Source organism: Microbacterium meiriae (assembly GCF_040686935.1).
In the GTDB taxonomy this organism is placed as follows: domain Bacteria; phylum Actinomycetota; class Actinomycetes; order Actinomycetales; family Microbacteriaceae; genus Microbacterium; species Microbacterium meiriae.
In genome coordinates this window covers 534,270-549,126 of the sequence record NZ_JBFBMF010000003.1, presented here as the reverse complement: position 1 = coordinate 549,126, position 14,857 = coordinate 534,270, and the positions used below count along the sequence as shown (strand labels likewise).

The 14,857-nt window shown below is 69.2% G+C and carries 14 protein-coding genes; 6 read left to right on the top strand and 8 right to left on the bottom strand.

Features of this window, described 5'->3' with window-relative positions:
* Nucleotides 1–25: 25 nt before the first annotated feature.
* The 7 genes from AB0P08_RS12695 to AB0P08_RS12665 form a co-directional block, all read right to left on the bottom strand.
* The gene (locus AB0P08_RS12695; RefSeq protein WP_363590081.1) at nucleotides 26–1,339 is read right to left on the bottom strand and encodes a thymidine phosphorylase; all 1,314 of its coding nucleotides are present in this window, start codon (nucleotides 1,337–1,339) and stop codon (nucleotides 26–28) included.
* Nucleotides 1,336–1,734, bottom strand: coding sequence for a cytidine deaminase (locus AB0P08_RS12690; protein ID WP_187661940.1), 399 nt, complete (start codon nucleotides 1,732–1,734; stop codon nucleotides 1,336–1,338). Before AB0P08_RS12690 ends, AB0P08_RS12695 begins: the two co-directional genes overlap by 4 nt.
* A 29-nt stretch (nucleotides 1,735–1,763) precedes the next feature.
* Nucleotides 1,764–3,047 (bottom strand): ABC transporter permease, encoded by a 1,284-nt coding sequence (locus tag AB0P08_RS12685; RefSeq protein ID WP_522727315.1) that lies wholly within the window; start codon nucleotides 3,045–3,047, stop codon nucleotides 1,764–1,766.
* Entirely contained in the window at nucleotides 3,047–4,354 is a 1,308-nt protein-coding gene (locus tag AB0P08_RS12680; protein WP_187661942.1) for an ABC transporter permease, read from the bottom strand. The genes AB0P08_RS12685 and AB0P08_RS12680 overlap by 1 nt, the downstream gene beginning before the upstream one ends.
* Nucleotides 4,351–5,865, bottom strand: a complete 1,515-nt coding sequence (locus AB0P08_RS12675) for an ABC transporter ATP-binding protein (RefSeq protein ID WP_363447015.1) — start codon at nucleotides 5,863–5,865, stop codon at nucleotides 4,351–4,353. The genes AB0P08_RS12680 and AB0P08_RS12675 overlap by 4 nt, the downstream gene beginning before the upstream one ends.
* Before the next feature lie 105 nt (nucleotides 5,866–5,970).
* Nucleotides 5,971–7,089, bottom strand: a complete 1,119-nt coding sequence (locus tag AB0P08_RS12670; protein ID WP_187661944.1) for a BMP family lipoprotein — start codon at nucleotides 7,087–7,089, stop codon at nucleotides 5,971–5,973.
* 147 nt (nucleotides 7,090–7,236) lie between these two features.
* The gene (locus tag AB0P08_RS12665) at nucleotides 7,237–8,352 is read right to left on the bottom strand and encodes a mannose-1-phosphate guanylyltransferase (protein ID WP_071329657.1); all 1,116 of its coding nucleotides are present in this window, start codon (nucleotides 8,350–8,352) and stop codon (nucleotides 7,237–7,239) included.
* Nucleotides 8,353–8,517: 165 nt separating this feature from the next.
* Between AB0P08_RS12665 and sdhC the strand changes: the two genes are divergently transcribed.
* The 6 genes from sdhC to AB0P08_RS12635 all read left to right on the top strand — a co-directional run bounded on the left by sdhC (nucleotide 8,518) and on the right by AB0P08_RS12635 (nucleotide 14,177).
* Nucleotides 8,518–8,952, top strand: coding sequence for a succinate dehydrogenase, cytochrome b556 subunit (gene sdhC, locus AB0P08_RS12660; protein WP_082758508.1), 435 nt, complete (start codon nucleotides 8,518–8,520; stop codon nucleotides 8,950–8,952).
* Nucleotides 8,952–9,392 carry a succinate dehydrogenase hydrophobic membrane anchor subunit gene (locus AB0P08_RS12655; RefSeq protein ID WP_149085820.1) on the top strand — a complete coding sequence of 147 codons (441 nt, stop codon included), beginning with the start codon at nucleotides 8,952–8,954 and terminating at the stop codon, nucleotides 9,390–9,392. The genes sdhC and AB0P08_RS12655 overlap by 1 nt, the downstream gene beginning before the upstream one ends.
* Nucleotides 9,393–9,411: 19 nt before the next feature.
* Nucleotides 9,412–11,238, top strand: a complete 1,827-nt coding sequence (sdhA, locus tag AB0P08_RS12650; RefSeq protein WP_259954611.1) for a succinate dehydrogenase flavoprotein subunit — start codon at nucleotides 9,412–9,414, stop codon at nucleotides 11,236–11,238.
* A 2-nt stretch (nucleotides 11,239–11,240) separates the two neighbouring features.
* Nucleotides 11,241–12,008: a succinate dehydrogenase iron-sulfur subunit gene (locus AB0P08_RS12645; protein WP_187661947.1), complete on the top strand. Its 768-nt coding sequence runs from the start codon at nucleotides 11,241–11,243 to the stop codon at nucleotides 12,006–12,008.
* Nucleotides 12,009–12,122: 114 nt separating this feature from the next.
* Nucleotides 12,123–13,328, top strand: coding sequence for a YhjD/YihY/BrkB family envelope integrity protein (locus AB0P08_RS12640; RefSeq protein ID WP_259954610.1), 1,206 nt, complete (start codon nucleotides 12,123–12,125; stop codon nucleotides 13,326–13,328).
* A 9-nt stretch (nucleotides 13,329–13,337) separates the two neighbouring features.
* Complete coding sequence (locus AB0P08_RS12635; protein WP_259954609.1) at nucleotides 13,338–14,177, top strand: exodeoxyribonuclease III; 840 nt, start codon at nucleotides 13,338–13,340, stop codon at nucleotides 14,175–14,177.
* On the opposite strand, the gene AB0P08_RS12630 is transcribed toward AB0P08_RS12635, so the two are convergent.
* The gene (locus tag AB0P08_RS12630; RefSeq protein WP_363590079.1) at nucleotides 14,171–14,836 is read right to left on the bottom strand and encodes a DUF4166 domain-containing protein; all 666 of its coding nucleotides are present in this window, start codon (nucleotides 14,834–14,836) and stop codon (nucleotides 14,171–14,173) included. The two genes, AB0P08_RS12635 and AB0P08_RS12630, sit on opposite strands and share 7 nt — an antisense overlap.
* Nucleotides 14,837–14,857 lie beyond the last annotated feature (21 nt).

Below are 14,857 nucleotides of genomic sequence, written 5' to 3'. Positions count from 1 at the left end.
GTTCGTCCAGGCTAGCGCCCGGGCCTCACGCCGTGATGCGCTCGCGGACGATCGGTCCCACGGTCGGAGCCTCGTCGCCGAGCTCCCAGGCGCCCTCGAGCGCCTCGATCGCCCGGGGGAAGCGCGCCTCGTCGGCTGCCGAGAGCGTGAACAGCGGCTGCCCCGCCGACACCCGGTCGCCCGGTTTCGCATGCAGATCGATCCCCGCCTCGAAGATCACCGGGTCCTCGGCCCGCGCGCGGCCGGCGCCGAGACGCCAGGCGGCGATCCCGAAGGGAAGCGCGTCCATGCGGGTCACGACACCGTCCGCGGGCGCCGTCACGACGTGCGTCTCCCGCGCCACCGGGAGCGCCGCGTCGGGGTCGCCGTCCTGCGCACGGATCATCGCCTTCCACGTGTCCATGGCGCGGCCGTCGTCGAGCGCTGCCTCCACGTCGGCGTCAGGCTGACCGGCGAGGGTGAGCATCTCCCTCGCGAGCGCGACGGTCAGCTCCCGGACGTCGGCGGGTCCCCCGCCGGCGAGGATCTCGACCGACTCGCGGACCTCGTTGGCGTTGCCGATCGCGCGGCCCAGGGGAACGTTCATATCGGTCAGAAGTGCCGTGGTCGCGACACCGGAGTCCGTGCCGAGCGCCACCATCGTGCGCGCGAGCTCCCGAGCCCTGTCGATGTCCTGCATGAAGGCGCCGGAACCGAACTTCACGTCCAGGACGAGAGCGTCGGTCCCCTCGGCGATCTTCTTCGACATGATGCTGGAGGCGATCAGCGGGATGGCCTCCACGGTGCCGGTGACGTCGCGGAGCGCGTAGAGCTTCTTGTCGGCGGGCGCGAGACCCGACCCCGCGGCGCAGATCACGGCCCCGACGTCGCCCTGCATCTGCGCGAACATCTCCTCGTTGCTGAGCGCAGCGCGCCAGCCGGGGATGGACTCCAGCTTGTCGAGCGTGCCGCCGGTGTGGCCGAGGCCGCGGCCGCTGAGCTGCGGCACCGCCACGCCGAACGAAGCGACGAGGGGCGCGAGCGGCAGGGTGATCTTGTCGCCCACGCCACCCGTGGAGTGCTTGTCCACGGTCTTCTTGCCGAGAGTCGCGAAGCTCATCCGCTCCCCGGAAGCGATCATCGCGTCGGTGAGCACGCGGATCTCATCGCGCTCCATGCCGCGCTGGAAGATCGCCATCGCGAAGGAGGCCATCTGCGCGTCGGACACGTAGCCGCGCGTGTAGGCGTCCACCATCCAGCGCAGGGCCGGCTCCGGGACCACGCCTCCGTCGCGCTTGGCCCGGATCACGTCGATCGCGTCGAACTGCTCGATGGCTCCCTGAGCCTGTCCCGCGGTCATCGTGCGTCCTCCAGGTCGCGCGGCCCGAACGCGTCGGGCAGCACCTCGTCGATCGTGCGGATGCCGGAGACGGTCTCCAGCAGCATGCCGGGTACCGCATGCTCGAACAGCAGCTGGCGGCACCGGCCGCACGGCATGATCGTCTCGCCGTCGTTGTTGACGCACACGAAGGCGACGAGCTGCCCGCCGCCGGACATGAACAGATCGCCCACGAGCGCGCACTCGGCGCACAGCGTGACGCCGTAGGAGGCGTTCTCGACGTTGCAGCCGGCGACGATCCGCCCGTCGCTGACGAGAGCCGCCGCTCCCACGCGGTAGCGCGAGTACGGCGCGTACGCCTTGGTCATGGCATCCGCGGCGACCTGCCGCAGCTCATCCCAGTCGATGTCCGTCATGGTTGGTGGTTCCTTCTTCCCTGCGGGTTCTACGACTTGATGTACGGCTTGCCGCTGGCGGCAGGGCCCCGGATCTGACCGGCGAATCCGGCGACCGCGAGCAGCGTGACGACGTACGGCAGCATGAGCATGAACTCGCCGGGGATCGGCGTCTTCAGGATCGAGAGCAGGTTCTGCAGGTTCGTCGCGAATCCGAAGAGCAGGGCGGCGAGCGTCGCGCGGATCGGGTCCCAGCGGCCGAAGATCACGGCGGCGAGAGCGATGAAGCCGAGACCTGCCGTCATCTCCTTGCCGAACTGCGGGACCGACACGAGCGTGAAGTACGCACCGCCGATGCCGGCGATCGCGCCCGCGAGCAGCACGTTCCAGAAGCGGGTCGGGTTGACCCGGATGCCGACCGTGTCGGCCGCCTGCGGGTGCTCGCCCACCGCGCGGAGGCGCAGGCCCCACTTGGTGCGGTACAGGCCCCACGCGACGACGGCCACGGTGATGAACATGAGGTACACGATGAAGGTCTGGTTGAACAGCACCGGACCGATGATCGGGATGTCGCTCAGCACCGGGATCTCGATGCGGGAGAAGCGGACCGGGGTGTTCAGCTCGGCCTCGTTCGGGGCGAGGAGCGCTCCGTAGAGGAATCCGGTGAGCCCGGTGACGAGGACGTTGAGCACGACACCGACGATGACCTGCTCGACGAGGTACTTGATGGCGAACGCCGCCAGCACGCTCGCGACGAGCACGCCGCCGATCATGGCGCCGATCAGGCCGACGAAAGCGCTGCCGGTGATGCTGGACAGCAGCGCCGCCGAGAAGGCACCGAGGAGCAGCTGTCCCTCGATCGCCACGTTGACGACACCGGCCCGCTCGCCGATGACGCCGCCGAGGGCGCCGAACACGAGCGGCACCGACAGCGACACGGCGCCGAAGAGCAGGCTCGTGACGGGGACGAGGCCCCCGGCTGCGGCCCAGACCAGGAACGCGAAGACCGCGAGCAGGCCGTAGGCGACGATGAGCCAGATCGACGGCGCACGGTACGTCCATGCCCGGAGGAAGGCCCCGACGGTGAGGACGACGAGCACGGCGAAGACGACCCAGAAGGTCGGCGCGGTGGGCAGCTCCACGTCGGGGAGCTCGAAGGCCGACGTGCGGTCGCCGAGGTGGAAGGTGCTGATACCGCTGCGCGGCACGGCGAGGAAGAGCACCGCCAGCAGCGCGGTGACGATCGCGAGGCTGATCGGCGCCTTGAGGTGGCGCTCCCGGACGGTGGCGAGCTGCACCGTGCCGTCGGCGGCTTCGGTCTGCACGAGCGACATCATGCCGTCACCGCCTTCTTCGCGGCCTTGGCTCTCGCCTTGGCCGCCTTCTCTGCGTCGGACTTGGGGAGGAAGAACACCGTGCGCAGCAGCGGCGGCGCGGCGATGAACAGCACGACGAGCGACTGCACGACGAGCACGATGTCGACGGGGATGTCCTGCGCCTGCATCGAGAACGAGCCCGCCTTGAGGGCACCGAACAGGATCCCGGCCGCGAAGGTCCCCCACGCGCGGCTGCGTCCGAGGAGGGCGACCGTGATGGCGTCGAAGCCGATGCCGGCGTCGATGGTCTCGGTGACGCCGGTGGTGACGGCGCCCTGGAGCTGGTTCATGCCGGCGAGGCCGGCGAGGGCACCCGCGAAGAGCATCGCGTAGACGTAGACGCGCTTGACGCTGATGCCCGCGGCGCGAGCGGCGTGCGGGTTCTCCCCCACCGCGCGCATGCGCATGCCCAGCGAGGAGCGCTCGATGAGCCACCACACGAACACCGTCGCGATGACCACGATGACGAAGCCGAGGTCCAGAAGCGGGAACTGCGGGCCGAGCAGGGTCGGGAACTGCGCGCTCTCCGGCGTCGCCGAGCCGAGCGCCTGATTGGTCCCCGGCTTCTGCAGGAGCCCCGGCGTGCGGATCATCCACAGCAGCAGGTAGTACGCGATGTAGTTGAGCATGATCGTGAGGATCACCTCGTGCGCGCCCGTGCGTGCCTTGATGAGACCGGCGATGCCGCCCCAGAGCGCACCGCCGGCGATACCGGCCAGCAGGGTGACGGGCAGGTGGAACCAGATCGGCAGGTCGAGGTTGAACGTCAGCAGGGCCGCGACCGCGACGCCGACGAGCATCTGACCGCGGGCACCGATGTTGAACAGGCCGACGCGGAAGGCGAGCGCGACGCCCAGACCGGCGGCGATCAGCGGAGCCGCGAAGCCCAGCGTGTTCGTCAGCGGTCGGATCTGCGCGGCGAAGTCGGCGCCGCGGGCGTTGAAGATCGCTCCGCGGAACAGCGCCTCGTACCCGTTGTAGACCGCGTTCCATGCCGCGACGAACGTGTCGCTCGGCTTGGCGAAGAAGTACCCGGAGGCCTTCTGCACGTCTTCGTTCGTGAAGGCGATGAGGATGCCGCCGACGATGAGCGCGAGGACGATCGCCAGGATCGTCGTGACCGCACTCCCGCGGAGGATCTCCTTGAGGACGGCGTTGCCGCGCGGGGGCGGCGGCACCTCGTCCGCCAGGCCCGTGCTGGGCGGGAGCTGCTCGGGGGGCAGCCCCTTCGTGACGTCTCCTGCACCGGGTGTCGCGCCGCTCACGCGGTCACCTCCGCATCGGCCGCTCCGGCCATCATGAGTCCGAGTGTCTCCCGGGGCGTGTCACCGGGGACGATGCCGACGATGGTGCCGCGGTACATGACCGCGATCCGGTCGGCGAGGGCGGCGACCTCGTCGAGCTCGGTCGAGACGACGATCACGGGGATGCCCGCGTCCCGCGTCTCGATGATGCGCTTGTGGATGAACTCGATCGAGCCCACGTCGACTCCGCGCGTCGGCTGGGCCGCGACGAAGAGCCGCAGTTCCCGGCTCATCTCGCGCGCGATCACGACCTTCTGCTGGTTGCCTCCGGAGAGGGTTCCCGCGGGGGTGTCCGGGCCCTGCGTGCGGATGTCGTATTCCGCGATGCGCTCCTTGGCGAAGTCCTCCAGGGCGCCGCGACGCAGCGTCCCGGCCCGGCTGAAGGCGGGATCGTCGGAGCGGTCGAGGATGAGGTTCTCGGCGACCGAGAATCCGGCGACGAGGCCGTCCTCGGTACGGTCCTCCGGCACGAACCCGACACCGGCGTCGAGGATGCCGCGGACGCTCTTGCCCACGAGCTCGGTACCGTCGAGGATGATGTTCCCCTCGACGCGTGCGGCGAGGCCGACGATGGCCTCGACGAGCTCGGTCTGGCCGTTGCCCTGCACACCGGCGATGGCGAGGACCTCACCGGGGCGGACCGTGAAGTCGACGTCGTCCACGACGATGGCTCCGGTCGAGGTGAGCACCCGGAGGTTGCGGACCTCCAGGCCGCCTTCGCCGAGGCGGGGCGCCTCCTTGTGCACGGTCAGCTCGACCGCGCGGCCGACCATGAGCGAGGCCAGCTCGGCGTTGGTGGCGGTCGGCGAGGCCTCCCCCACCACCCGGCCGAGCCGGACGATCGTGATGCGGTCGGCGACCTCGCGCACCTCGCGCAGCTTGTGCGTGATGAAGACGATGGCGGTGCCCTCGTCCCGGAGCTGGCGCATGATGGCCATGAGCTCGTCGGTCTCCTGCGGCGTCAGCACCGCGGTGGGCTCGTCGAAGACGAGGACCTTGGCGTCGCGGGACAGCGCCTTGATGATCTCGACGCGCTGCTGCACACCGACGGGCAGGTCGCCGACGACGGCGTCCGGATCGATGTCGAACCCGAACCGCGCCGCGACCGCGCGCACGTGCTCGCGCGCCTTCGCGATGTCGAGCGTGCCGAGGCCCTTGGTCTGCTCGTGACCGAGCATGACGTTCTCGGCCACCGTGAACACCGGCACGAGCATGAAGTGCTGGTGCACCATGCCGATGCCCGCGGCCATCGCGTCTCCGGGGCCGCGGAAGTGCTGCACGACGTCGTCGAGGAGGATCTCGCCCTCGTCGGCCTGATACAGGCCGTAGAGCACGTTCATCAGCGTCGACTTGCCTGCACCGTTCTCGCCGAGGAGAGCGTGGATCTGACCGGGTTCGACCACGAGATCGATGTGGTCGTTCGCCACGAGGCTGCCGAATCGCTTGGTGATGCCGCGAAGTTCGAGCTTCATATCTGCACCTTATCCAGAAGAGTCACCGAGGAGAATCGTCGCCGCCCACAGTGCGGGGCGAGTGGCAGCCTGCGCCACTCGCCCCGTGCTGGGTACGGCTCCGACTCAGCGGGTGGGAGAGTTCTCGGACTCCACCGTGATGTCGCCGGAGATGATCTGCTCCTGGAGAGCGGACAGCTCGTCCGTGAGGCCCTCGGGCAGGTCCGCCTCGAAGTCGCCGAAGCCGGAGAGCTTCACGCCCTCGTTCTCGAGCGTGCCGATGTAGGGCTCCGGGTCGAACTCGCCGGCGGCGGCCGCGAGCGTCGCGTCGCGGACGGCCACGTCGATGGCCTTCATGATGGAGACGAGCGTGATGTCGGCGACGCTGGGGTCGGCGACGGCGAGGTCGCTGTCGACACCGAGCATCAGCGTGTCCTTGCCGCTGTCGTTGATCGCCGCTGCGGCGCTCTGGTAGACCGGGCCGCCGACGGGGAGGATGACGTCGACACCCTGGTCGAGCACGCCCTGGGCGGTCTGCTTGGCCGTGTCGTTGGCGTCGAAGCCGCCCGTGAAGGAGCCCTTCTGGGTGGCGGCGTCCCAGCCGAAGACCTGGACGTCGGCCGACTTGTCCTCGTTGTACTTCTCGACACCGAGCTGGTAGCCGTCCATGAAGACGGCGACCGACGGGATCTGCATGCCGCCGAAGGTGCCGACCTTGTTCACGCCGGCCTCTGCGGACCAGGCGGCCGCGGCGTAGCCGCCGAGGTAGGCAGCCTGAGCGGTGTCGAAGACGAGGGGCTTGATGTTCGGCGCGTCGGTGGTGCCGTCGAAGTCGTTGTCAGCCCAGTCGTCGATGATCGCGTAGTCGATCTCGGGGTTCGCGAGCGCGGACTCGACCGTGGCTGCGGACAGCTTGAAGCCGACCGAGACGATGAGCGAGCAGCCCTCGGAGACGGCGGTCTCGAGGTTCGGCGCGTAGTCGTTGTCGTTGGCGGACTCGAACTCCAGCGGCTTGATGCCGAGCTCGTCGGCGGCGCTGTCCATGCCCTCCTTGGCCGACTGGTTGAACGACTTGTCGTTCCAGCCGCCGGCGTCGGAGATGAGGCACGGCTTGAAGTCGGAGTCGACGGGGGCGGATCCGCCCTCGGACTCGTCGGTCGGCGCCTGACCGCAGCCGGCAAGAGCGAAGACGACACCGGCGGCGACCGTCGCGCCGAGCAGCTTCTTGGTGGTGGAGATGGTCACGGATGCCTCCCTCAACGAACCCGCGGCCATCGCGGATCGATCAAAGTTACCTAGTGTTTCGACGTTCGTGCACGTCGGCCCCGGGCGGCCGGGCCAATGGTTACAAAGCTGAAATCAACCCTGCCGATGAGCACGGAGCGCTGCTCATCAGAGCACGTCGCCCTGGCCGTTGAGTTTGAGCGACTCCACCACGCCCTTCACCCGCTGCGCGTTCTCGACCGTCGTGACCAGGAGCGCGTCGGGGGTGTCGACCACGACGATGTCCTGCACCCCCACCAGGCTGATCACGCGGGTGGTCTGGCTGACGAGGATGCCGCTGGCCGCGTCGGTCAGCACCCGGGCGCGGGGCCCGAGGACGGCGAGGTCGTTCTTGCGGCCGTTCGTGATGAGCTTCGTCAGCGACGCGAAGTCCCCCACGTCGTCCCAGTCGAAGTGCCCGGGGACCACGGCGAGACGCCCGCGCCGCGCCGCCGGCTCCGCGACGGCGTAGTCGATCGCGATCTTCTTCAGCCGTGGCCAGATGCGGTCGACGGCGGGCCCGCGGAGCTCCCGGTCATCCCAGGCCTCGGCGAGTTCGAGAAGACCGGCGTGCAGGGCGGGCTCGTTGGCCGCGAGCTCGTCCAGCAGGACGCTCGCCTTCGCGATGAACATGCCCGCGTTCCACAGGTAGGTGCGCTCGGCGAGGTAGGCCCTGGCCGTCTCCAGATCCGGCTTCTCGACGAAGCTCTCGACGAGGGCCGCCTCCCTGGCGCGCTCCACGACCAGCTCCGGCCCCTTCTTGATGTAGCCGAAGCCGACCGCCGGCTCGGTCGGCGCGATGCCGATCGTGCAGATGTACCCCTCCCTGGCGACCTCGACGGCGTCGCGGACGGCGAACTCGAAGACCCGCGTGCCCCGGATGACGTGGTCCGCGCTGAACGAGCCGATGATCACGTCCGGGTTGCGCCGATGCAGCACGGCCGCGGCCAGCCCGATCGCCGCCGCGGACTCGCGGGGCTCGGATTCCAGGAAGACGTTGAGGTCGGCGATGCCGGGCAGCTCCGCCTCCACCGCAGCTCGGTGGGCGCGGCCGGTGACCACAGCGATCCGGTCCGGTCCGGCGAGCGGCTCCAGCCGGTCCCACGTATCGCGCAGCAGCGAATGGCCGGAGCCGGTGAGGTCGTGCAGGAACTTCGGGGCGTCCGCGCGGGACAGCGGCCACAGCCGACTGCCGATGCCACCGGCGGGGATGACCGCATAGAAGTCTTCGATCGGCTCGCTCATGCAGGCCAGCGTACCGGCGGGTTCGACTTAGGCTCCCCTTCGTCGCCCGCGGCGTCCGCACGGGAATAGGATGGACTCCGATCGGGCGTGCCTGACCCTCCTCCAGGCCAGATGTGGACGAAGCAGCGCACGCGACCGAAACACATCGATCCAGGGAGGACGACCGTGTCCACAAGCGCCCGCTTGACACCGTCGATTTCGGAAACCACGTCCAAGACCCCCCGCGGCACCCTCTACCGGGGTCGCGAAGGCATGTGGTCGTGGGTGCTTCACCGCATCACCGGAGTCGCCATCTTCTTCTTCCTGTTGGTGCACGTGCTCGACACGGCGCTGATCAGGGTCTCGCCGGAGGCGTACGACGCGGTCATCGGCACGTACAAGAACCCGGTCATGGCGATCGGCGAGGTCGTGCTCGTGGCGGGCATCGTGTTCCACGCCATGAACGGCCTGCGCATCATCGCCGTCGACTTCTGGTCGAAGGGCGCCAAGTACCAGCGCCAGCTGTTCTGGGGCGTGCTGCTCGTGTGGGGCATCATCATGGCCGGCTTCGTGCCGCGTCACCTGATGCTCGCGTTCGCCGGCTTCGGAGGAGGACACTGATGAGCGCGCAGACCGTCGCCGCTCCCGCCCGCCGTCAGCGCGGCATCAACCTCGAGAAGTGGGGCTGGGTCTTCATGCGCGTCTCGGGCGTCGTGCTCGTCGTGCTGATCTTCGGCCACCTCTTCGTCAACCTCATGGTCGGCGAGGGCATCCACGCCCTCGACTTCGCCTTCATCGCCGGCAAGTTCGCCACGCCGTTCTGGCAGTGGTGGGACGTGCTGATGCTCTGGCTCGCCCTCATCCACGGCGCCAACGGCATGCGCACGATCGTGAACGACTACGTGACCAACCCCACCGCGCGCAAGGCGCTCGTCTGGGCCCTCGGCCTGGCCGCGGGCCTGCTCATCCTCCTCGGCACCCTGGTCGTCTTCACGTTCGACCCGTGCCTGGGTGTGACCGAGTCGAGCACGCTGTGGGAGACCTGCCAGGCGCAGGGCTAGAAGAAGAGGCAAACGAGAAGTGACTACCCAGACGCAGGATTCCGTCGTCCGTGACGGCGTGCACTACCACCAGTTCGACATCGTCATCGTGGGCGCCGGCGGCGCCGGCATGCGGGCGGCCATCGAGGCCGGCCCCGGCGCGAAGACGGCCGTGATCTCCAAGCTGTACCCGACGCGGTCGCACACCGGTGCCGCGCAGGGCGGCATGGCGGCGGCCCTCGCGAACGTCGAGGAGGACTCCTGGGAGTGGCACACCTTCGACACCGTGAAGGGCGGCGACTACCTCGTCGACCAGGACGCGGCGGAGATCCTCGCGAAGGAGGCCATCGACGCGGTCATCGACCTCGAGAACATGGGCCTCCCCTTCAACCGCACCCCTGAGGGCAAGATCGACCAGCGCCGCTTCGGCGGCCACACGGCCGAGCACGGCAAGACCCCGGTCCGCCGCGCGTGCTACGCCGCCGACCGCACCGGCCACATGATCCTGCAGACGCTGTTCCAGAACTGCGTCAAGCTCGGCATCAACTTCTTCAACGAGTTCTACGTGCTCGACCTCATCACCGTGAAGGACGCGGCGGGGGCGACGCAGGTCGCCGGCGTCGTCGCGTACGACCTCGCCACGGGCGAGCTGCACGTCTTCCAGTCCAAGGCCGTGATCTTCGCGACCGGCGGCTTCGGCAAGATCTTCAAGACGACCTCCAACGCACACACTCTCACCGGCGACGGCGTGGGCATCGTCTGGCGCAAGGGCCTCCCCCTCGAGGACCTCGAGTTCTTCCAGTTCCACCCGACCGGTCTCGCCGGGCTCGGCATCCTCCTCACCGAGGGTGCGCGCGGTGAGGGCGCGATCCTCCGCAACGCCTCCGGTGAGCGGTTCATGGAGCGCTACGCCCCCACCATCAAGGACCTGGCGCCTCGTGACATCGTCGCGCGCTGCATGGTCCAGGAGGTCGCGGAGGGCCGCGGCGCCGGTCCCCACAAGGACTACGTGCTGCTGGACTGCACGCACCTGGGCGCCGAGGTGCTCGAGACCAAGCTCCCGGACATCACCGAGTTCGCCCGCACGTACCTGGGCGTCGACCCGGTCGTCGAGCCGGTGCCCGTCATGCCCACCGCGCACTACGCCATGGGCGGCATCCCCACGAACAACAACGGCGAGGTGCTCGCGGACAACGACACCGTCGTCCCCGGTCTCTACGCCGCCGGCGAGTGCGCCTGCGTCTCGGTGCACGGCGCCAACCGTCTCGGCACGAACTCGCTGCTCGACATCAACGTGTTCGGCAAGCGGTCGGGTCGCAACGCGGTGGAGTACGTCAAGACGGCGGACTTCGTCCCGCTTCCGGAGAACCCCGCGGCGTTCGTCTCCGACATGCTCGAGGGCCTGCGCAACAACCAGGGCACCGAGCGGATCGCCGTGCTGCGCAAGACTCTGCAGGACGAGATGGACAAGGGCGCGCAGGTGTTCCGCACGCACGAATCCCTCCAGCACGTCCTCGGCGTGATCGCCGAGCTCCGTGAGCGCTACAAGAACGTGCACGTCGACGACAAGGGCCACCGGTTCAACACCGACCTGCTCGAGGCGGTCGAGCTGGGCTTCCTGCTCGACATCGCCGAGGTCGTCGTCTACGCCGCACAGAACCGCGAGGAGAGCCGCGGCGGCCACATGCGCGACGACTTCCCGAAGCGCGACGACGAGAACTACATGAAGCACACCATGGCGTACCTCACGGGCGACCCGCACTCCTCCGACCCGAGCGACCACATCAAGCTCGACTGGAAGCCCGTCGTCTTCACCAAGAACGACAAGGGCGAGTTCAACTACCCGCCGATGGAGAGGAAGTACTGAGCATGTCCAACGCCCTCGCCGAGGCCCCGGCAGACACGACGGAAGAGACCGGGATCCAGTCCTTCATCGTCACCTTCAACATCCGTCGGTTCGACCCGGAGATCGACGCCGAGCCGCACTGGGTCGACTACGACGTGGAGCTCTACTCCACCGACCGCGTCCTCGACGCCCTGCACAAGATCAAGTGGGAGGTCGACGGCTCGCTCACCTTCCGGCGCTCCTGCGCCCACGGCATCTGCGGCTCCGACGCCATGCGCATCAACGGCCGCAACCGCCTGGCGTGCAAGACGCTGATCAAGGACCTCGACATCTCGAAGCCGATCTACGTCGAGGCCATCAAGGGCCTGCCGCTGGAGAAGGACCTCGTCGTCGACATGGAGCCGTTCTTCGCGTCGTACCGCGAGGTGCAGCCGTTCCTCGTCGCGAACTCCGTGCCGGAGAAGGGCAAGGAGCGCACGCAGTCCATCGCCGACCGCGAGATCTTCGACGACACCACCAAGTGCATCCTCTGCGCCGCGTGCACCTCGTCGTGCCCGGTGTTCTGGACCGACGGACAGTACTTCGGCCCGGCGGCCATCGTCAACGCGCATCGCTTCATCTTCGACTCGCGTGACGACAACGCTGCGGTCCGCCTCGACATCCTCAACGACAAGGAAGGCGTCTGGCGCTGCCGCACGACCTTCAACTGCTCCGAGGCGTGCCCCCGTGGCATCGAGGTCACCAAGGCCATCGCCGAGGTCAAGCAGGCGGTCCTCCGCGGCCGTCCCTGACGCACCGACACAGGCCTTCACGCGAGAACAGGCGGTCCCGGACGGGGCCGCCTGTTCTCGTGTCTGCGCCTGTTCTCGCGGAAGGGCGTGACCGGTCTTGGGTAGGGTGGGGGCGTGTCCGAGCCCGGTTCGGCGACCGATGGTCGCCTCGATGCCGCGGTCGAGCGCGCGACCGCGCTGACGCGGCGGACCCTCGGTCTCTTCCCGGTGCGGGTGTGGCGCCACTTCCTGCAGCACAACGGCTTCCTGCTCGCCGCCGGCGTGAGCTACCAGGCGCTGTTCGCCATCTTCGCCGCGGTGTACCTCGCGTTCGCCATCACAGGGCTCTGGCTCGGCGGCAGCGAGGAGGCCGTGAACGGGCTCATCGACATCATCAACAACTACATCCCGAACCTCATCCTCGACGAGGGCGGCGTCTTCACGCCCGCGCAGGTGCAGGAGATCGCGTCGAACACCACCGGGTTCCTCGGAATCACCGGCCTCATCGCGCTCGGCACGGTCATCTGGACGGCGATCGGCTGGGTGACCTTCTCCCGGCGAGCCGTGCGGGACATCTTCGGCCTCGAGCCCGACCGCCGCAGCTACCTCCTCCTCAAAGCGCGCGACCTCCTCGCCGCCCTCATCTTCGGTGTCTCGCTGATCCTCGGCTCCGCCCTCAGCTCGGCCAGTGCCGCCGTGCTGAGCTGGGTGCTCTCGCTCCTCGGCTGGGACGCGGGATCGGACGGACTCAACCTCGGCATCCGGATCGGCACGGTGCTCGTGTCGTTCGTCCTGCTGACGGGGGCGCTGGCGGCGATGGTGCGCTTCCTCACCGGCACCTCGCTGCACTGGAGCACCATCTGGCCGGGCGCCCTCCTCGGCGGCGCGGCCATGACGGTGCTGCAGTTCGGGGTCGGGTTCCTCCTGAGCTACACGCCGTCGAATCCCCTGCTGGCGACCTTCGCGATCTTCGTCGGGCTGCTGCTGTGGTTCCGGGTCAACGGGGTGGTCATGCTCGTCGCCGCCTCCTGGATCGCCGTCGCCGCCCAGGACCGCGACCTCCCGCTCCTGCTGCCGACGGAGGCCGAGCGGCGGGTGGCGGAGCACGCCACCCTGCTCGCGGCGGCACGGATCCGATTGCGCGACGCCCGAGCCGCGCAAGACGAGGCCCCGTGGTATCGGAGCTGGGCGGCCGGGCACGCCGTCCGCGAGGCGGAGGACGAGGTCGCGCGACTGGAGGCCTCTGCTCCCCCGCCCGCACCCCCGACCTCCCCTCTCGCGCAGCGCCTGCTCTCCGAGCTCGATCACCGTCAGAACCGCGATGTCGGCGGTGCTCGTTAGGCTGGAGGAATGCCTCACCTGCGTATCGCCTCGGTCAATGTCAACGGGATCCGGGCGGCCGCCCGCAACGGGATGAGCACGTGGCTGGACGCCGCCGACATCGACATCCTCACCCTTCAGGAGGTGCGCGGGCAGGACGAGCACATCGAGGCCGCCCTCCCCGGCTGGACCTTCGTCCACGACGAGGCCACGGCCAAGGGGCGCGCGGGCGTCGCGATCGCCAGCCGCCTCCCCGCGCTCGCCTCCCGGGCGGACTTCGGCCCGGAGGACTTCGACTCCAAGGGGCGCTGGATCGAGGCCGACTTCCTGATCGGCGACCGTCCGCTCACCGTCGTCAGCGCCTACGTGCACTCCGGCGAGGCCGACACCCCGAAGCAGGACGAGAAGTGGAAGTTCCTCGACGCGTTCGAAGCGCGACTGGCGAGCCTGAACACCGACGGCGCCCTCGCCCTCGTCACCGGCGACCTCAACGTGGGGCACCGCGAGCTCGACATCAAGAACTGGCGCGGCAACCGCACCAAGGCCGGCTTCCTGCCGCGTGAGCGCGCCTACTTCGATCGCTTCCTCGGTGAGGCCGGGACCCCGGTCACCGGCGTCGACGGCTCGGTCGGCACCGGCCTGGGCTGGGTGGACGTCGGCCGCCGCTTCCACGGCGAGGTGGACGGGCCGTACACGTGGTGGTCCATGCGCGGGAAGGCCTTCGACAACGACTCGGGATGGCGCATCGACTACCACCTGGCCACGCCCGCTCTCGCCGAGCGCGTCCAGGCGTACCACGTGGCGCGTGCGGCCGCGTACGACCAGCGCTGGAGCGACCACGCGCCGGTCGTCGTCGACTACACCTACTGACCCGGGTCGGGCTGCTCGGAGGGTGACGGCTCCGACTCCCGATACCATCCGCGGTACTCCAGGACGGTGCCGAGCAGCGGGTTCACGGCACGCATGTCGATCGTGCGCCGGCGGTGCTCCGCGTCCCAGCCGTCGATCAGGTCCACGCGCACGCCGAGCGGACCGGGCAGCGCGAACCGCCGACCGCACAGCCGCAGCGCGACTCGGACGGTGCGCATCCGCAGGAAGCCCTCCGCCGTCACACTGCACTCCTCGATGAGCTCCACGCGGCCTCGGGCACCGAGCAGGTTCCGGACCAGTCCCGGCCGCACGCTCACCGTGAGCCGGTCGACGATCCGCGCGGTCCGTCCGGGGAAACGGAACTCGCGGATGGAGTCGAGCGTCGCGCGGCCGGTCTCTGTGCGCCCCGAGGCCGTGCGGAGCACGAACGGGACATCTCGTCCCGATGTCGGCACCAGAAGACCCGGCCCGACGATCGGACGCGCGAGACCGGCTGCGCGACCGAAGCGGCTCCCCGCGACGGCGAACACCCCCTCCGCGTGCCCCGCCGCGACGGGAGCGCGATACTGCGCGAGGATCTCCGGGTGCAGACGCTCAGCGTCCGCGCCCAACGCGTCGAGGAACACCTGTCCCCGCGTCGGAGGCGCACCGCTCGTCATGACGTCAGCGTAAGGGATCGG

Bases quoted from the DNA above. Each gene is read 5' to 3' on its own strand.
- AB0P08_RS12690 (WP_187661940.1), bottom strand. From the start codon at position 1,734: ATGACGGACATCGACTGGGATGAGCTGCGGCAGGTCGCCGCGGATGCC.
- AB0P08_RS12655 (WP_149085820.1), top strand. From the start codon at position 8,952: ATGAGCGCGCAGACCGTCGCCGCTCCCGCCCGCCGTCAGCGCGGCATC.
- AB0P08_RS12635 (WP_259954609.1), top strand. From the start codon at position 13,338: ATGCCTCACCTGCGTATCGCCTCGGTCAATGTCAACGGGATCCGGGCG.
- AB0P08_RS12630 (WP_363590079.1), bottom strand. From the start codon at position 14,836: ATGACGAGCGGTGCGCCTCCGACGCGGGGACAGGTGTTCCTCGACGCG.
- AB0P08_RS12645 (WP_187661947.1), top strand. From the start codon at position 11,241: ATGTCCAACGCCCTCGCCGAGGCCCCGGCAGACACGACGGAAGAGACC.
- AB0P08_RS12675 (WP_363447015.1), bottom strand. From the start codon at position 5,865: ATGAAGCTCGAACTTCGCGGCATCACCAAGCGATTCGGCAGCCTCGTG.
- AB0P08_RS12665 (WP_071329657.1), bottom strand. From the start codon at position 8,352: ATGAGCGAGCCGATCGAAGACTTCTATGCGGTCATCCCCGCCGGTGGC.
- AB0P08_RS12685 (WP_522727315.1), bottom strand. From the start codon at position 3,047: ATGTCGCTCGTGCAGACCGAAGCCGCCGACGGCACGGTGCAGCTCGCC.
- AB0P08_RS12695 (WP_363590081.1), bottom strand. From the start codon at position 1,339: ATGACCGCGGGACAGGCTCAGGGAGCCATCGAGCAGTTCGACGCGATC.